We start from the raw sequence: 16,417 nt of genomic DNA, 5'->3' as shown, positions 1-16,417 counted from the left end.
ATCATTAAAATATTATTGAGTTATGCTTTCAGCAGCTTCACGGAAAAGAGCGTCCGCAATTTTACCGCTGTCCATGGTTAATGTGCCGTTGGCAATTGCTTCTTTTAAGCGAGCAACTTTCTCAACGTCAATGTCTTTATTTCCAGGTTGAACAAGTTTTTTCTGCGCTTCACTTAGTTTTACAGAAGTGTCACCTGTTGCAGTTTTTTGTTCAGTTGTTCCCGATTTACGTGAACCCTGTGTGACTTCACTTGGGTTACGTTGTGCAATTGCGTTAATCGGAAGCAGTGGATTCGCGCGTTCAATACTCATAGGAAAATCCTTTGTTAGGCATCAATTAATAGTCAGATGAAGCCATTGTAAAACAACCTATGTGTTTTCGCCTATCATCTTGTTTCTTTATATCGGCTGTTGAATCAAAAACTTTAATCTTAGTATTACTCGTCATACTTCAAGCCGTAGCGTTGTTGACTGCACTCACTCACACTAGTCACATACTTATGTATGTTCCTAGCGATTCGTTCATTTGTCGCCTAGCTACATCTTGAATTATTTAGAGTAAAAAATGTATACAAATACAGTTTTTGTTCAAATTGTAATGCAAGAGAGTTTACCTTGGCTTGCCATAACTGAAACGGGTAACAAGCAATTCAATATAGGCTTATTCTGCTTATCAGCTTTTTAATCTATTAAAGAGGGATGCGTACAGAGCCGTCTTCAAGTGCTTCGCCGGTGACGATTTGGCCTGATTTAACTCTTACTCGAATCGTTTCATTGGCGACAGCATTGTTTACGGCTTTACCTTCATAACGGATCTGAAAGTGAGGGCCTTGTGCAAATACAGTGACTGTTTGTCCTGCCAAAATAGCCCAAGGGCGACGAACCATTGTGGACGTTAAAGGTTTTCCTGCGGATATTTGTCGCATTGCGATCGCATTTTTAATTAATGCTGGATCACGTAATACATCATAAGGTAATTTTTCTAACTCACCCGTTGCCATGCTAACGGCAGAAGTTTCAATAATGTCATCACGATTAATGTCTTTTTTCGCGATTAAGTATTCACCATTAACGCTAACATCAATTTGAATAAACCGACGTTGTTTATCACACTGAATTGGGATTGAAAGACGTCCCCAATTACGCGCGCCAGCATGACGTTGGATCTCTTGTGTTTGGCAGACAGGCCATTTATCTTCTGGTGTTAAAACTGTCACAGTCACTTTATCGCCTTGTTGATGAAGTGCGACAAAGAAATCTTGTAGTTCTTCAGGGAGTGATTTTGCGACACTCACATTCATCATAAAGAAAAAAGAAAATAGACCGATAAGAGTTCTAACTAACATAATTTGTATCACCTTACAGAGTTGATGCTAATTGTGCGTTTGTCATTATTTAGCAATAACAGTGTACATCGACTTTGCACGCCTTAAACGCATAAATAGCAATCCAATTTACGCCTATTCCTCCAATCATCTTTTTTTTGAGCGTTTATTCTGTCAACTGAAATTGTTTTATCAGCTGAGGTAAGTGGCTTAGCCACCAAGGATAGAAGATGCTCGATAAATTAGAAAATACGTTTCATTTTCAACAAGAAGCGCTCTCAATACGCAATAAACGCCAAGAAATTCTCGCTGCGAATATCGCTAACGCAGATACCCCAGGCTTTCAGGCTCGTGATATTGATTTTGCTTCTGAATTGAAGAAAACCATTGAAAATGGACGTACAGGTACTCATGGCATGCAATTGGCTATGACATCTGAACGCCATATCCCAATTAAACCCGGTTATCGCTTAGAAGCGGACTTACTTTATCGCGTGCCTCATCAAACGGCGATGGATGGTAATACCGTGGATATGGACATGGAACGTAGTAATTTTGCTGACAATAGCCTTAAGTATCAGGCTGATGTGACATTTATTAACTCGCAAGTTAAAAGCATGATGGCTGTATTGCAACAGTAGGGTAACGAGCATGTCTTTATTTAGTATTTTCGATATTTCAAGTTCAGCACTTTCAGCGCAATCACAGCGTTTAAACGTGAGTGCCAGCAATATGGCAAACGCTGACAGTGTTGCGGGTCCAGATGGCGACCCTTATCGTGCAAAACAGGTTGTTTTTCAGGTGAACGCACCTGCTGGTCAAGAAGTTGGTGGTGTTCGTGTCACTGAAGTGGTGGATGATCCTGCGCCATTTCGTATGGAATATCAGCCGGGACATCCCTTTGCCGATGAAAAAGGGTATGTACGTATGCCGAATGTTGATGTTGTGGGTGAAATGATTAACACCATCTCTGCATCAAGAAGCTACCAAGCTAACGTCGAAGTGATGAACACGGCAAAATCGCTGATGCAAAAAACACTGATGATAGGTCAATAGGGAGAATAAATTGTGGGTATTTCCTCCTCAATGAATGAACCTTATGATAATACCATTATCGGGGATGCTCCTTCTTCATACCATACGAAAAAAAGTGGTAGTGATGATATTAAAGGGAATTTCCTGACACTTCTCATCACCCAGATGAAAAATCAAGACCCAACAAACCCAATGCAAAATAATGAGTTAACTTCCCAGTTAGCTCAGATTTCAACTGTTGAAGGCATTGAAACACTGAATAAAACAGTGAATAACATTGTTGGGCAGATTGACCAAAGTCAGGCGTTAAAAGCCTCTTCACTGGTGGGACGAGGTGTTATGGTCTCTGGGAATAAAATTGTTGTCTTTCAGCCAGCCGACGGTAAAGGTGAGACTGAAAAACCCGGTGATGGGGATGACACAATTCCAACACCTGACACTCAAAATGAAAAAACACGTCAGCAAATGGGATCGTATAAAGCAGATGATACGGACCCAAATACACCTGACAGTGAACACCTTTTTTCAACACCTTTTGGTTTTGAATTACTCAGTCCAACCGATTCTCTTACGATAAACATCACCAATGCGAGTGGTGTGACCGTTCGTACAATCAATATGGACAAAAAGATGCTACCGGATGTTTATAACTTCTCTTGGGATTGTACTGATGAAGATGACAATCCTGTTCCACCGGGAAGTTATAAATTTACCGTTAACGCCACGCTTAATGATGCTCAGGTCCCTGTTAAGACACTGAATTATGCGCTGGTGAATAGTGTGTCCATGGTGGATGGTGGTGCCCGCCTTGATGTTGGCTTAGGTAATACCGTTTCATTGGATGAAATTCGTCAGGTTCTTTAACTAACACATATTCAACTTGGAGGGCGCATGTCCTTTTCACAAGCAGTAAGTGGTTTAAACGCAGCAGCCGCTAACTTAGATACTATCGGTAACAATATTTCTAACTCCGCAACCTACGGTTTTAAAGGTGCAAGCGTTTCTTTTGCAGACGTTTTTGCCGGTTCAGGTGCTGGTCTGGGTGTTAAAGTTGCAGGTATTAGCCAAAACTTTAAAGACGGTAGTATCACTACTACTAACCGCCCAACAGACGTAGCGATTTCTGGCGGTGGTTTTTTCCGTATTGAAGATCAAAACGGTGGCGTTTTCTATTCACGTAACGGTGAATTCGGTAAAGATAAAAATGGTTTCCTGACTAATATGCAAGGTATGCGTGTAACAGGTTACCCAGTACAAGTTGTTGATGGTAAAAACGTTGTTCAAAAAGGGGCGACACCAACACCTATCGTTATTCCTACCGATATGATGAACGCCAGTGCAACCGATAAAATCAATATGGCGGTTAACCTGAATTCAGGTGAAGAGAAACCCGCTAAAGCGCCATTTGATTCTAAAGATGGTGATACTTATAACTTTAGTACTAACGTTACCACTTACGATAGCTTAGGTAACGAACATAACCTGAACTTATTCTTTGTAAAAACAAATGACAATGAATGGAAAGTTTATGGGCAAGATACATCCACTAAGGATACAACTGGTGCACCATCGGCACATCAGGAATTAGGAACGTTAGACTATTCAACAGGTGGTGTTTTAAATAGCTTTACACCTGCTGCAGTGACTCCTCCAGCAACACCAGGCTTTGCTATTGCTTCTTTAAATGGTTCTGCTCCAAGCACGATCACACTGGATTTCAGTGGCAGTACTCAGCAAAAAGTCTCTGAATCAAGCGTATCTAAATTAGCGCAAAATGGTTACCAAGCGGGTGAATTCACCAATTTCCGTATTGAGCAAGATGGCTCGATCATGGCAACTTACTCAAACCAACAAAGCCAAGTTGTTGGTCAAATCGCATTAGCTAACTTTGCAAACCCAGGCGGTTTAAGCTCACAAGGCGACAACATGTGGTCTGAAACTAACGGTTCAGGTTCACCAATCGTCGGTGTTGCAGGCTCTGGTGTATTCGGCAAATTAACTAACAACGCATTAGAAGCGTCTAACGTTGATATGAGCCAAGAGTTAGTCAACATGATCGTTGCTCAACGTAACTATCAATCAAACGCACAAACCATCAAGACTCAGGATCAGATCCTGCAGACTCTGGTTAGCTTGCGCTAATAACGCCGGAAATAATCTGTTATGGATCATGTGATTTATACCGCGATGGGCGGCGCCAGACATTCGATGGAAAATCAAGCTGTCGTGGCGAACAACTTAGCAAACGCATCAACGCCGGGATTCAAAGCGCAGCTTAGTGCAATGCGAGCCGTACCTGTCAATGGCGATACCTTACCGACTCGTACATTAACGGTAGCATCAACGCCAGGTAGCGATCAGAGCCAAGGAACGATGAACTATACCGGCCGATCAATGGACGTTGCTTTAAGTGATAACGGCTATTTAGCGGTTCAACTTGAAGATGGCACAGAAGCCTATACCCGAAACGGGAATATCCAACGTAACGCTGACGGCATGTTGATGGTACAAGGGCGTTTGTTAATGGGCGATAACGGTGCAATTGAAGTACCAGCTCAAGCAAATGTCAGTATTGCCAATAACGGTATTGTGACTGCGCATGTACCTACTGATCCACCCAAAATGCTGGGTCAAATTGGTCGTCTGAAAATGGTAAAACCAGAGCAAAACGATTTAGTTCGTGGCGATGATGGTTTATTCCATTTATCTCAGCAAGGAACAGTGCGAGCGGGTGAACAATTACCTGCTGATGATAGCGTGAAGGTGTTAGCTGGTGTGTTAGAAGGCAGTAATGTTAATCCAGCAGAAGCCATGGTCGATATGATAGCAAACGCAAGACGTTTCGAAATGCAAATGAAGGTTATTCATAGCGCTGATGATAATGCGCAACGAGCTAACCAATTGCTATCACTGAGTTAAATAGTGTAAGGGGAAAACCATGATCCGTTCTTTATGGATTGCTAAAACTGGGTTGGATGCACAACAGACAAACATGGATGTGATTTCCAACAACCTCGCGAACGTCAGCACCAATGGTTTTAAACGCCAACGTGCGGTTTTCGAAGATTTACTGTATCAAACAATTCGTCAACCGGGTGCAATGACATCAGAACAGACGAATGCGCCGTCAGGTTTACAAATTGGTACAGGTGTTCGTCCTGTTGCGACTGAGCGTTTACACAGCCAAGGTAACTTAGCGCCAACAAACGGAACACGTGATGTGGCGATTAAAGGACAGGGTTTCTTCCATGTTCAGTTACCCGATGGTACAGACGCTTATACCCGTGATGGTGCATTCCAAATGGACCAAAATGGACAATTAGTGACAACCAGTGGTTTCCAAGTTGTGCCGGCAATTATTCTGCCTGAAACTGCGAAAAAGGTCATGATTGGTCGTGATGGTACTGTCAGTGTTGAGATTGAAGGTGATCCTGCTCCTCAACAAGTGGGTCAATTGACACTAACAACCTTTATTAATGACAGCGGATTAGAAAGTGTTGGTGAAAACTTGTACTTAGAAACCGCAAGTTCTGGCGCACCAACTGAAAATGCCCCTGGTATCAACGGCGCAGGTTTGTTGTATCAGGGATATGTTGAAACCTCTAACGTTAACGTAGCTGAAGAGCTGGTCAATATGATCCAGACTCAACGTGCTTATGAAATTAACAGTAAAGCGATTTCAACATCTGATCAGATGTTACAGAAACTAACGCAACTCTAATTTCGTTTGTTCATTAGCCTGACAGGGTTTCCTGTCAGGCGTATTACTAAAAGAGTATCGAAGATGGATACAAAGGTCATTACTGACAATTCTGGGGCAAGAAAGCTTAGTGTCAGATGGCGTCGTCATCAACGTTTAGGTACCGCCCTGTTGGTACTGACACTGTCGGGATGCGCATATATACCCAAAAAACCGTTAGTAGAAGGTAATACAACGGCGGTTCCAACGGCACCGACTGCACCGGCACCCAATGGCTCTATTTTTCAGGCAACTCAGCCTGTTTATTTTGGCTATCAACCTCTATTTGAAGATAGACGTCCTCGAAATATAGGCGATACGCTGACGATTACATTGCAAGAGAATGTCAGTGCAAGCAAAAACTCATCTGCAAATGCCAGCCGTAATGGTAAAGCAGGATTCCTTGCTGCGATTACGCCGGGATTCTTGGAAGGGGTGTTTGGTAATAAACGTACAGATATGAGTATGGAAGGAAATAGTGACTTTGGCGGTAAAGGTGGCGCAAATGCGAACAATACCTTTAAAGGCACCATTACTGTTACCGTCGATCAGCTTCTTGCCAATGGAAACCTGCATGTTATTGGCGAAAAGCAAATTGCTATCAATCAAGGTACTGAATTTATCCGTTTTTCAGGTGTTGTGAACCCAAGAACTATCAGTGGTGCTAATACCGTAAATTCAACCCAAGTTGCTGATGCTCGTATTGAATATATCGGAGACGGTTATATCAATGAAGCACAGTCTATGGGATGGCTACAACGCTTCTTCTTAAATGTATCACCTTTTTAATGAGTAGGGTCCAGATGAAAAAAATAGCGATGAGCCTTTTCTTTATCGTGATGACATGTGTCGGTTTTTCCGCTCATGCCGAACGGATCAGAGATCTCACCTCTGTTGAAGGGGTAAGAGAAAATGCGCTGATTGGTTATGGTTTGGTCGTGGGATTAGATGGAACGGGTGACCAAACAATGCAAACCCCGTTTACCACGCAAAGTCTGAATAACATGCTCTCACAATTGGGGATCACAGTACCACCCGGCACCAATATGCAATTGAAAAACGTTGCTGCGGTAATGGTAACTGCAAAATTACCGCCTTTTGGTCGTACAGGGCAATCCATCGACGTTGTTGTTTCATCCTTAGGTAATGCAAAAAGCTTACGTGGTGGTACGTTGCTGATGACACCGTTAAAAGGTGTTGATAATCAGGTTTATGCTTTAGCACAAGGCAATATTATTGTCGGGGGAGCGGGTGCATCTGCGGGTGGTAGTAGTGTTAAAGTTAACCAGTTAGCGGGTGGACGCATTAGTAGCGGTGCTATCATTGAACGTGAACTGCCTTCGCAGTTTGGTCAAACAGGTCTGCTGAACTTACAACTGAATGAAGAAAACTTCACTTTGGCACAACACATCTCTGATACGGTTAATAAATTACGAGGTGTGGGTACTGCTATTCCTTTAGATGCACGTACAGTTCAATTACGTGTTCCTATTGGTAAAAGTGAACAAGTACGTTTCTTGGCTGAAGTACAGAATCTCGAAATTAAACGTGTTGTTGCAGATGCGAAAGTGATCATCAATGCAAGAACGGGTTCTGTTGTTATGAATCGTGATGTGACATTAGGAAGCTGTGCGATTGCTCAAGGTAACCTTTCCGTTACGGTTGATAGCCAAGTGAATGTAAGCCAGCCTAATACTCCGTTTGCGGGTGGTAGCACTGTTGTAACGCGTAATACCAGCGTAAATATGAGTGAACAAGGTGGCTCATTACAGCAAGTGAATGCAAGCGCAAGCTTAAACGAAGTGATCCGCACATTAAATGCACTGGGTGCAACACCAACAGATTTAATGTCAATTTTGCAAGCAATGGAAAGCGCGGGTTGCTTACGTGCGAGATTGGAGATTATCTGATGAAAGATTTATCTCTGCTTTCTTCGATGCCGACGATGTCAGCGCCGGCATATGATAGTAATGCATTGAATAAACTCAAATATCAGGTTGGACAAAATGCTGATCAGCAAGGGCTGCGCCAAGTGGCGCAGCAACTTGAAGGCGTTTTCGTTCAAATGATGTTAAAAAGCATGCGTGATGCTATTCCTCAAGAAAGCATGTTCAACTCAGAAAGTACCAAGATGTACACCTCTCTTTATGATCAACAAATCGCTCAAGACTTATCACAAAAAGGCTTGGGCTTTGCTGACATGATAGAAAAACAACTTTCTGCCAAAGTCACGATGGACCCTAGCGAAATGGCGGGTAAAACACCGATGCCATTAGATGGCAGTGATATTTTTCAATCCATGCCAACACAAGCCTTGGGGCAAATTTATCGTGCTATGCAGCCTTATCAAAATGCAGTTGAAAGTACGATTGGTAAGCTTAAGGGCTTATCTGAAAGCAGTGCTTCTTTTGCATCAAAACTGTTAGGACCTGCGAAGCAAGCCACAGAAGGTACTGGTGTACACCATCTTTTAGTTGTTGCTCAAGCCGCGCTTGAATCAGGTTGGGGTAAACGTGAAATTCTAACCGGTGACGGCAAACCAAGTTATAACCTGTTTGGTATCAAAGCAGGAAGTAGCTGGAAAGGGCCTGTTACGAATATCATGACAACCGAAGTGATTGATGGTAATTCGATTAAAATGCGTGATAATTTCCGTGTTTATGGCTCCTATGTTGAAGCTATTCAAGATTACCTCAGACTTATCACTGAAAGCCCTCGTTACGCCAAAGTACCTCAAGCTCAAACCCCTGAACAAGCGGCTTATCGTATTCAAGAAGCGGGTTATGCCACCGATCCGGGTTATGCGAAAAAACTGGTTTCAATTATTGGTCAATTAAAAGAAAGTGGTGAGCAAGTTGCTAAAACTTATACTCACGATTTAAGCGACCTATTTTAATTACTTTCCCCTCAAGTTTAGAGGGGAAGAACCGATAATAAAGACCAGAGCATCCATTTAACTTGCCAGCTATGCTCCGTGCATACGGGTGATGACTAAACGTAAAAGGATAGACAAATGTCCAATAGTTTAATTAATACAGCGATGAGCGGACTTAATGCGGCACAAGCTGCGATGAGCACTGTGAGTAATAATATCGCTAACCAAAATGTAAAATGGTACAACCGTCAAATGACTGTTTTTAATGAAAACAGCGGCACAATGACCGGTAATGGTTATATCGGTAATGGTGTTAATGTTAGCCGTATTCATCGTGAGTATAACGAATTCCTTGCCGGTCAAATGAACCGTGCAATGTCAAAACAAAGCGCACTTAATAGCTATACCCAAAATATCTCACAAATTAATGATTTGTTAGCAGATAAAGGGAATGACGTTTCAAGTGCGATTGACGAATTTTTTACCAGCTTACCCAACGTGACCAATAATGCAGAAGATAATCCTGCACGTACAACGGTTATTGGTAAAGCGGAAGCAATGGTTAATATGTTTGCTAAAGCAGACCAATCATTGCGTGATCTAGAAAAAGATATTAATAGTCAGGTGACTAACACCTCTAAAAATATCAATGAATATACAAAACAGATCGCAAAACTAAATAACGAAATTAGTCGTTCTAAAGGCTTTAATGGTGCTGATCCTAACGACTTATTAGACCAACGTGATCGTTTAATTCAAGAACTAAACACACTGGTTGATGTTCAAGTAACTCAACAAGACGGCGGTTTTGTTAACGTCACATTTGCTAATGGTTTGCCATTAGTATCTGGTACTCGCTCTTATGAAGTTTCTGCTGTTCCATCAAGCAAAAATAGCGAACGCCTTGTTATTGGTTATAGCAACGGTATTGATGAAGTTCGTGAAGTGGATGCAAAACGTATTAAAGGTGGCGAACTTGGCGGTGCATATCGTAGCCGTGAAGAAGTATTAGATCCAAGTCGTAACCAATTAAATCAATTAGCTTTAGTGTTGGGTGATCAATTTAATAAACAACACGAGCAAGGTTTTGATTTAAATGGCGACAAAGGTGAAAAATTCTTCGACCTTGGTGGTGCTCATGTTATGCCTAACGGTAAAAATAAAGGTGATGCTAATTTTACTGTTGAATATGCAGATACGAAACAAGTTAAAGCCGCCGAATATACAGTTAAATATGAAAGTGGCAAATGGAACGTCACTGTAGAGCCGGGTAATCGTAAATTTGAAGCGACTCCTGATGCTACAACAGGTGAATTGAAATTCGAAGGCATGAGTATCAAGGTCAATGGTACAGCACAAGAAGGTGATTCCATTGTTGTTCAATCCGTAGGTAATGTGATTGCAGGTATGGGTGTTGCAATTACCGATCCAAGTAAGATTGCGGCAGCAGGCTCTAAAGATACAGGCCCTAGTGATAACGAAAACATGAAAAAACTGTTTGAGTTACCCGATGCAAAAGTTATTGATGGAAAAACAACAATTGCTGGTGGCTATGGTTCACTGATCAGTATGGTCGGTAACAAAGTAAATACCGCACAAGTTGACTTCGATGCTCAGGTTTCTATCACTAAAAGTATTGTAGAACAACAACAGTCTGTTTCTGGTGTGAACTTGGATGAAGAGTACGGTGAGATGTATCGCATTCAAGAATACTACATGGCAAATGCAAAAGTTATTCAAACTGCAAACAGTATGTTTGATGCCATTATGCAAGTTTTCTAAGTAACCCTTCATCAGAATAAGGAATATCACTGTGCGTTTAAGTTCAAATCAAATTTTTAGCCAGCGAGTGGACAATATCACTAGTTCACAAAGCAAATGGATGACTGAAGGAAATAAAATCTCCAGTGGTCGTCGTGTTGAAAAACCATCAGATGATCCAATGGCGGCATCTCAAGCGGTAATGGTTAAACAATCTGAATCTCGTAATCAGCAGTATGCGACAGCGCGTGGATTTGCAAAAAATAGTATGTCTTTGCAAATGAGCTTAGCAAGCCAAATGGTTAATATTACGACTAAAATTCAAGAAACACTGGTTGCAGCGGGTAACGATGCAACATTAAGTGATGAAGACCGTTCATCACTAGCTGATCAATTACAAGGTTTAAAAGATCAGTTAGTGGGTATTGGTAACACAAAAGATGGTGTTGGCCGTTATATTTTTGCAGGTTTCCAATCTGATAAACCACCTTTTGTGGCTGATGCAACAGGTAAAATCACCTATCAAGGTGGTGATAAGCAAATTACCCAAAAAGTAGATAGTAATATTGAAATGGTCACTAACTTTACAGGGATCGAAACATTACAATCTTCAGGGAGTAAAGGGACTGCGCCAGATATTTTTGAAGCATTAGACGGTGCTATCACTGCGTTACGTGAACCTTTAGCAGGTAAACCACAAGCTGATCGCGATGCGGCATTAGAAAAAATTGATGAAGCAAACCGTGTTAACCGTGCAACGTTAAATAACATTTCAAGTGTAGAGGCTAAATTAGGTTTACAACTTCAAGAGCTTGATAACTTAGATGATTTAGGTGCGGATACTTCTTTAAGAAATGCAAAACGTTTAAGTGAACTGCGTGAATTAGATTGGACACAAGCGATTTCAGATTATTACCAAGAAGAGTCTGTATTACAGGCTTCTTATAAAGTCTTTAACGACATGAAAGATATGTCGATGTTCAAAATGTATCGCTAATTATTTAGTATCGTCTTAAGATATTTTGATATCACCCCTGGTATTTATTTATCAGGGGATTTTTTTATTTATAAAAGCAATAAACTATATTTTCTTTTTTAATGCCAAGAATAAGATTTTTTCTTGAGTCGAAGAAGCTTTGAAACCATGATGAAGATAAAAATGTTTTGCGCTTTCAGTTAAAGCATGAACCATAATCGCTCTAACACCAATGTTTTCAGCTACATGATGACAACGCAAAACAGCATCTCTTAACAAATCGGCACCAAGGCCTCTTCCATGAAAAGTTTTATCAACAGCCAGTCTAGCTAAAATGATCACGGGTATTGGATCTGGCATATTACGACGAATATGACTAATTGCTTCAGTATGGTTAACACTACCTGTCGCTAAAGAATAGTACCCAACAACACGTTTTTTATTTTTTTCACAGACCACAAATGTACGTGATGCACCTAAGAATTGGTTTTTTAAACCTCTTTGTTTTATCCAGTTATCTAATACATTTTCACTACTATAAAAATCAGCCACTTCATGTGAATTTGATAACGGCTCAGGTGCTGTTACTTTTCCCATAATGGTTTTCTCATTAATAACTTTTCAAGAGCAGGGTCAATATCAACCGGCGCATCAATAATTTCTATAAATTCCGCATATTGAGCATCATTTAAATTAAAGGTTCTACGGTCTAAAATGACGTCTTCAGCAGCTTGGCACGCTGTCTCAAGAATAAAGTCAGTACGAGATTTATGGAGAATTTCAGCAGCAGTATCAATAAGTGCGCGTTGTGATTCTTTAGCGCGAATATTGAGTTGTACGTCAGCTTTCATATCACGCCTCCTTGTATAGCAATTGATATACAAGGATTGTAGAATAAACAAACAATATTAGCTACAAAAAAGCGGATAAATTTTAATTCGAGGACTGCGATTAAAAATAAGTCGATTTAAATCTCAAGAAACCAACTGCTGTAATATTAAAGTGATGCGATTAAACGTATCGCTAAAGACGCGCTCTGTAAATACAGGTAATGCAGGCATAATCATGGATAAGGCTAACATACCGATAGTCAGCGTAAGAGGGAAACCAACCACAAAGACAGAAAGCTGTGGTGTCATACGGTTTAGAATACCTAATGAAAGATTAAGTACCAAAAGTAGGGTGATTAATGGCATGGCTAGCATCATACCGTTAATAAAGATTGTGCCACCACTTTGCACTAAAGTAAGAATACCTAAAGAGTTAAAAGTCTGATTTCCAATAGGAACAACATAGAACGTATCAACTAATATAGACAATAGCCATAAATGACCATCAAAGACCATAAATAACAGCATTGTTAGCATATTAAAAATACGCGCCAGAATAGGCATATTAGGGCCACCCGATGGATCGACGAAAGTAGCGAATGAAAGCCCCATCTGTAAACCAATCACTTCACCAGCATGGCGAACAGAAGCGAACGCCAACTGCATCGATAACCCTAGAATTGTACCAATCAAAATTTGTTGCAATAGTACCCAAAAGGCAATAAGCGAGAATAAAGGCACATTACTTTGGGGTAAGCCCGGTGCAACTAATGCGGTAATCAAAAAGGCGAGTGCAATGCGAAATTTTTTAGGTGTTTGTCTTTCACTAAATAGCGGTGCAGTGCTAAAAAGGGCGAGTATACGCACAAATGGCCAGAAAAAATCACTAATGTAGCCGTTAAGCATTTCACTGGTCAGGGTTATCATTGCTATTAACCAATCATCCCAGGAATGCCAGTAAATAAGTTATGCATATAATCGACAAGTAAACTTAACATCCAAGGGCCGGCAACTAAAATCGCGGCTAATACAGCAAGAATTTTCGGGATAAACGATAATGTCATTTCGTTTATCTGTGTTGCAGCTTGGAGCATACTGATCACAAGACCCGTCACCAGAGCGGACAATAAAAGAGGGCCTGCTAGTGATAAAGCGATTTTCATCGCTTCAGTACCTAGTGCTAAGACGGATTCTGGTGTCATGGGGTTACCTCTGCGCTAATTGAAAAAGCTTTGTGCAAGCGAGCCTAATATTAATTGCCAACCATCGACTAAAACAAAAAGCATAAGTTTAAATGGCAATGAAACTGTGGCAGGTGGCACCATCATCATACCTAGCGCCATCAACACACTGGCAACAACTAAGTCGATAATAAGAAAAGGAATAAAAATCATAAAACCGATCTGGAAGGCGGTTTTTAGCTCACTCGTAATATAAGCGGGCACCAAAATACGCATTGGTACACTTTCGCGAGTTTCAAACGCAGGTGCATCGGCAAGGCGAGCAAATAGAGCTAAGTCAGTTTCACGAGTTTGTTGCATCATAAACTGGCGCAAAGGTTTAGAGCCATTTTCTAAGGCTTGTTCAAAGGTAATTTGATCTTCAGTAAATGGCATATAGGCATCTTGATAAATTTTATCAAAAACCGGTGCCATAATGAAAAAGGTCATAAATAACGCCAAACCAAGAACGACCTGGTTTGGTGGTGCAGAAGGTGTACCTAAAGCATTACGTAATAATCCAAGGACAATAATAATGCGGGTAAAACTCGTCATCATCAGCAAAACAGCAGGAATAAACCCTAAAGCTGTAATGAAGATTAATGTTTGAACTGGCAATGACCAACTTTGGCCACCACCCGGTAAAGGCTGTGTAATAACGCCCGGAAATTGGGCAAACGCACTGCTAGGTAACAAGATTAAAACCAGCACACTAGCGAAGAGACGCCAACGCTTTAATGCGTTAAAAAAAGTGACACACTGATGCATTATGAGTTGCCTTTATCTCGCTTTAGCGTTTTTTGTAATATTTGAGTAAACAATGGCGATGTTGGTGATGAGGTCGCTTCCTGCGAGGCTTTATCAGGGACGGGTAATTTATGCAACAGATTTACCTGTGATGCAGTTACCCCTAATACGAGCCATTCCTGTTCAATTTCAACAACCACCACACGTTCTTTCGCACCTAATGAACAACTTGCTTTGACGCTAAGTTGTGCTGTTGTTCCTTTAAATGAACCACGGGTAAAGCCAAAACGGCGAAATAACCACATAGCAACAATAATAAGAACGATGATGCCTGCAAGTGCCGTGCTAACTTGAGCAAGGCTTTGACCCACAGGCAACGGTTGTGTAGGTGTTTGAACAGTTTGTGTTGTAGCGGGTGCGGTAGTATTTACCGCACCTTGGCTGGAAAAGGAAGGAAGCTGTTCCATAGATTAACGGCTCAGACGACGCATACGTTCTGATGGTGTAATGATATCGGTAATGCGAATACCGTATTTATCAGAAACAACCACAACTTCACCTTGAGCGATTAAATAGCCATTGATAAGAATATCAAGAGGCTCACCAGCTAAACCATCGAGTGAAACGACAGAGCCTTGCGACAGGCTAAGTAATTTTTTAATGGTCATTTTGGTGCGACCTAACTCTACTGTTAATTTGACGGGAATATCCATAATCAAATTGATGTCAGAGAGATGATTCAGCGCATCGTCTTCAGGTAAAAGATGTTCAAATAGATCGGAACTATTATCCTGGCTTTTCCCAGTTTGCTGTTCCATTGCATCAGCCCACATATCCTCAGCCGATTGTGAATTATCAGTTGGGCGATTTGCATCACTCATTGGTTTGTTCCTCATCCAGAGCGTTTAAAACAGGGTTAATTAGGTGTTCAACACGAAGGGCATATTGCCCATTTACTGTACCGTATTGGCTTGTTAATACGGGCACACCATCAACATGTGCAATCAATCTTTCTGGTTTATCAATCGGGATAACATCCCCTTCTTTAAGTGTTAACACTTTTGATAAACGCAGTGGGATGTCAGTAAAGTTTGCGACCAGTTCAAGCTCTGAATGCTGAACTTGGTTGACTAAACTATCTAACCAAACCCCATCTTCTTGACGAACATTTTCAATTGGTGGATTGATCAGTCGTTCACGTAATGGCTCAATCATGGCAAATGGGATACAAATACTAAATTCCCCAACCATTGAGCCAATTTCTACCTGAAAAGGTGTCGTAACAACAATGTCATTCGGTGATGAGGTGATATTGGTAAATTTCACCTGCATTTCAGAACGAACATATTCCACCTGAATTTTGAATATGGAATCCCAAGCATCACGGTAGGCATCAAGTGCCAGTTTCAACATTTTGTTGATGATCCGTTGCTCAGTGTTGGTAAATTCACGTCCTTCCACAGGGATTGGAAAACGGCCATCACCACCAAACAGGTTATCTACCGCGATATAAACCAGATTTGGTTCAAAGGTAAATAACGCTGTTCCTCGTAACGGTTTTAAATGCACCAAGTTAAGGTTTGTTGGCACAGGTAAGTTACGAGCAAAGTCGTGATAAGGGTGAATTTTAACGCCACCAACAGTAATGTCAGGACTCCGACGGAGCATGTTAAACAGCCCCATACGGAATTGACGTGCAAAGCGTTCGTTAATAATTTCTAACGACTGTAAACGTTCTCGAACCACACGACGTTGCGTGTTGGGGTCATAAGGCTGAATATCCGGTTCATTCGGATCCTTCGCTATCGCAGGTTCCCTGTTCGCGCTTTTTTTGGCGTCGTCACCTGATGTGTCATCATTCAGCAGAGCATCAATCTCTGCCTGTGAAAGGATATTATCGCTCATAATG

The 16,417-nt window shown here is 41.3% G+C and carries 21 protein-coding genes; 11 read left to right on the top strand and 10 right to left on the bottom strand.

All coding sequences use genetic code 11. From position 1 onward, the window contains the following. Positions 1 to 12: 12 nt before the first annotated feature. Both flgM and flgA read right to left on the bottom strand, forming a co-directional pair. On the bottom strand, positions 13 to 312 hold the full coding sequence (gene flgM / locus D7029_RS11785) for a flagellar biosynthesis anti-sigma factor FlgM (protein WP_156733636.1): 300 nt from the start codon (positions 310 to 312) through the stop codon (positions 13 to 15). A 377-nt stretch (positions 313 to 689) separates the two neighbouring features. Next, positions 690 to 1,346: a flagellar basal body P-ring formation chaperone FlgA gene (gene flgA / locus D7029_RS11780; protein WP_194950776.1), complete on the bottom strand. Its 657-nt coding sequence runs from the start codon at positions 1,344 to 1,346 to the stop codon at positions 690 to 692. Positions 1,347 to 1,555: 209 nt separating this feature from the next. Here flgA and flgB point away from each other — a divergent pair, with 209 nt between their 5' ends. The 11 genes from flgB (at position 1,556) to flgL (ending at position 11,732) form a co-directional block, all read left to right on the top strand. Next, a complete protein-coding gene (gene flgB / locus D7029_RS11775) occupies positions 1,556 to 1,966 on the top strand; it encodes a flagellar basal body rod protein FlgB (protein ID WP_075673034.1) in 411 nt (136 codons plus the stop codon). Positions 1,967 to 1,976: 10 nt separating this feature from the next. Next, complete coding sequence (gene flgC / locus D7029_RS11770) at positions 1,977 to 2,381, top strand: flagellar basal body rod protein FlgC (protein ID WP_069367469.1); 405 nt, start codon at positions 1,977 to 1,979, stop codon at positions 2,379 to 2,381. Positions 2,382 to 2,393: 12 nt separating this feature from the next. Next, on the top strand, positions 2,394 to 3,224 hold the full coding sequence (locus D7029_RS11765) for a flagellar hook assembly protein FlgD (protein ID WP_194950775.1): 831 nt from the start codon (positions 2,394 to 2,396) through the stop codon (positions 3,222 to 3,224). 27 nt (positions 3,225 to 3,251) lie between these two features. Next, positions 3,252 to 4,502, top strand: coding sequence for a flagellar hook protein FlgE (gene flgE, locus D7029_RS11760; RefSeq protein ID WP_194950774.1), 1,251 nt, complete (start codon positions 3,252 to 3,254; stop codon positions 4,500 to 4,502). Positions 4,503 to 4,523: 21 nt separating this feature from the next. Then, entirely contained in the window at positions 4,524 to 5,279 is a 756-nt protein-coding gene (locus D7029_RS11755; protein WP_088495218.1) for a flagellar basal body rod protein FlgF, read from the top strand. A 19-nt stretch (positions 5,280 to 5,298) separates the two neighbouring features. Next, positions 5,299 to 6,081 (top strand): flagellar basal-body rod protein FlgG, encoded by a 783-nt coding sequence (flgG, locus tag D7029_RS11750; RefSeq protein WP_088495219.1) that lies wholly within the window; start codon positions 5,299 to 5,301, stop codon positions 6,079 to 6,081. A 63-nt stretch (positions 6,082 to 6,144) separates the two neighbouring features. Further along, positions 6,145 to 6,888, top strand: a complete 744-nt coding sequence (locus tag D7029_RS11745) for a flagellar basal body L-ring protein FlgH (protein ID WP_099075766.1) — start codon at positions 6,145 to 6,147, stop codon at positions 6,886 to 6,888. A 14-nt stretch (positions 6,889 to 6,902) separates the two neighbouring features. Then, the gene (locus tag D7029_RS11740) at positions 6,903 to 8,009 is read left to right on the top strand and encodes a flagellar basal body P-ring protein FlgI (protein WP_194950773.1); all 1,107 of its coding nucleotides are present in this window, start codon (positions 6,903 to 6,905) and stop codon (positions 8,007 to 8,009) included. Continuing rightward, positions 8,009 to 8,995: a flagellar assembly peptidoglycan hydrolase FlgJ gene (gene flgJ / locus D7029_RS11735; protein WP_194950772.1), complete on the top strand. Its 987-nt coding sequence runs from the start codon at positions 8,009 to 8,011 to the stop codon at positions 8,993 to 8,995. Before D7029_RS11740 ends, flgJ begins: the two co-directional genes overlap by 1 nt. 117 nt (positions 8,996 to 9,112) lie before the next feature. Beyond that, positions 9,113 to 10,756, top strand: a complete 1,644-nt coding sequence (gene flgK, locus D7029_RS11730) for a flagellar hook-associated protein FlgK (protein WP_194950771.1) — start codon at positions 9,113 to 9,115, stop codon at positions 10,754 to 10,756. Positions 10,757 to 10,787: 31 nt separating this feature from the next. Beyond that, positions 10,788 to 11,732, top strand: coding sequence for a flagellar hook-associated protein FlgL (gene flgL, locus D7029_RS11725; RefSeq protein ID WP_194950770.1), 945 nt, complete (start codon positions 10,788 to 10,790; stop codon positions 11,730 to 11,732). 84 nt (positions 11,733 to 11,816) lie between these two features. Here the strand turns inward: flgL and D7029_RS11720 are convergent, their stop codons facing one another. From D7029_RS11720 to fliM, 8 genes are all read right to left on the bottom strand, one after another. Further along, positions 11,817 to 12,308, bottom strand: a complete 492-nt coding sequence (locus tag D7029_RS11720) for a GNAT family N-acetyltransferase (RefSeq protein ID WP_194950769.1) — start codon at positions 12,306 to 12,308, stop codon at positions 11,817 to 11,819. Continuing rightward, the gene (locus D7029_RS11715) at positions 12,296 to 12,562 is read right to left on the bottom strand and encodes a DUF1778 domain-containing protein (RefSeq protein ID WP_075673024.1); all 267 of its coding nucleotides are present in this window, start codon (positions 12,560 to 12,562) and stop codon (positions 12,296 to 12,298) included. The genes D7029_RS11720 and D7029_RS11715 overlap by 13 nt, the downstream gene beginning before the upstream one ends. A gap of 123 nt (positions 12,563 to 12,685) precedes the next feature. Further along, positions 12,686 to 13,468, bottom strand: coding sequence for a flagellar biosynthetic protein FliR (gene fliR, locus D7029_RS11710; protein WP_088495227.1), 783 nt, complete (start codon positions 13,466 to 13,468; stop codon positions 12,686 to 12,688). A 5-nt stretch (positions 13,469 to 13,473) separates the two neighbouring features. Continuing rightward, positions 13,474 to 13,743 carry a flagellar biosynthesis protein FliQ gene (fliQ, locus tag D7029_RS11705; RefSeq protein WP_069367481.1) on the bottom strand — a complete coding sequence of 90 codons (270 nt, stop codon included), beginning with the start codon at positions 13,741 to 13,743 and terminating at the stop codon, positions 13,474 to 13,476. 15 nt (positions 13,744 to 13,758) lie between these two features. After that, positions 13,759 to 14,529 (bottom strand): flagellar type III secretion system pore protein FliP, encoded by a 771-nt coding sequence (gene fliP / locus D7029_RS11700; protein WP_023581828.1) that lies wholly within the window; start codon positions 14,527 to 14,529, stop codon positions 13,759 to 13,761. After that, complete coding sequence (gene fliO, locus D7029_RS11695) at positions 14,529 to 14,975, bottom strand: flagellar biosynthetic protein FliO (RefSeq protein ID WP_023581829.1); 447 nt, start codon at positions 14,973 to 14,975, stop codon at positions 14,529 to 14,531. The genes fliP and fliO overlap by 1 nt, the downstream gene beginning before the upstream one ends. A gap of 3 nt (positions 14,976 to 14,978) precedes the next feature. Continuing rightward, the gene (gene fliN, locus D7029_RS11690; protein WP_023581830.1) at positions 14,979 to 15,389 is read right to left on the bottom strand and encodes a flagellar motor switch protein FliN; all 411 of its coding nucleotides are present in this window, start codon (positions 15,387 to 15,389) and stop codon (positions 14,979 to 14,981) included. Further along, entirely contained in the window at positions 15,382 to 16,413 is a 1,032-nt protein-coding gene (gene fliM / locus D7029_RS11685; RefSeq protein WP_023581831.1) for a flagellar motor switch protein FliM, read from the bottom strand. Before fliM ends, fliN begins: the two co-directional genes overlap by 8 nt. Positions 16,414 to 16,417 lie beyond the last annotated feature (4 nt).

This window comes from Proteus vulgaris, from assembly GCF_016647575.1.
Lineage (GTDB): Bacteria > Pseudomonadota > Gammaproteobacteria > Enterobacterales > Enterobacteriaceae > Proteus > Proteus mirabilis_B.
The sequence above is the reverse complement of the archived record's forward strand: the minus strand, read 5'-3'. Positions and strand labels throughout refer to the sequence as shown.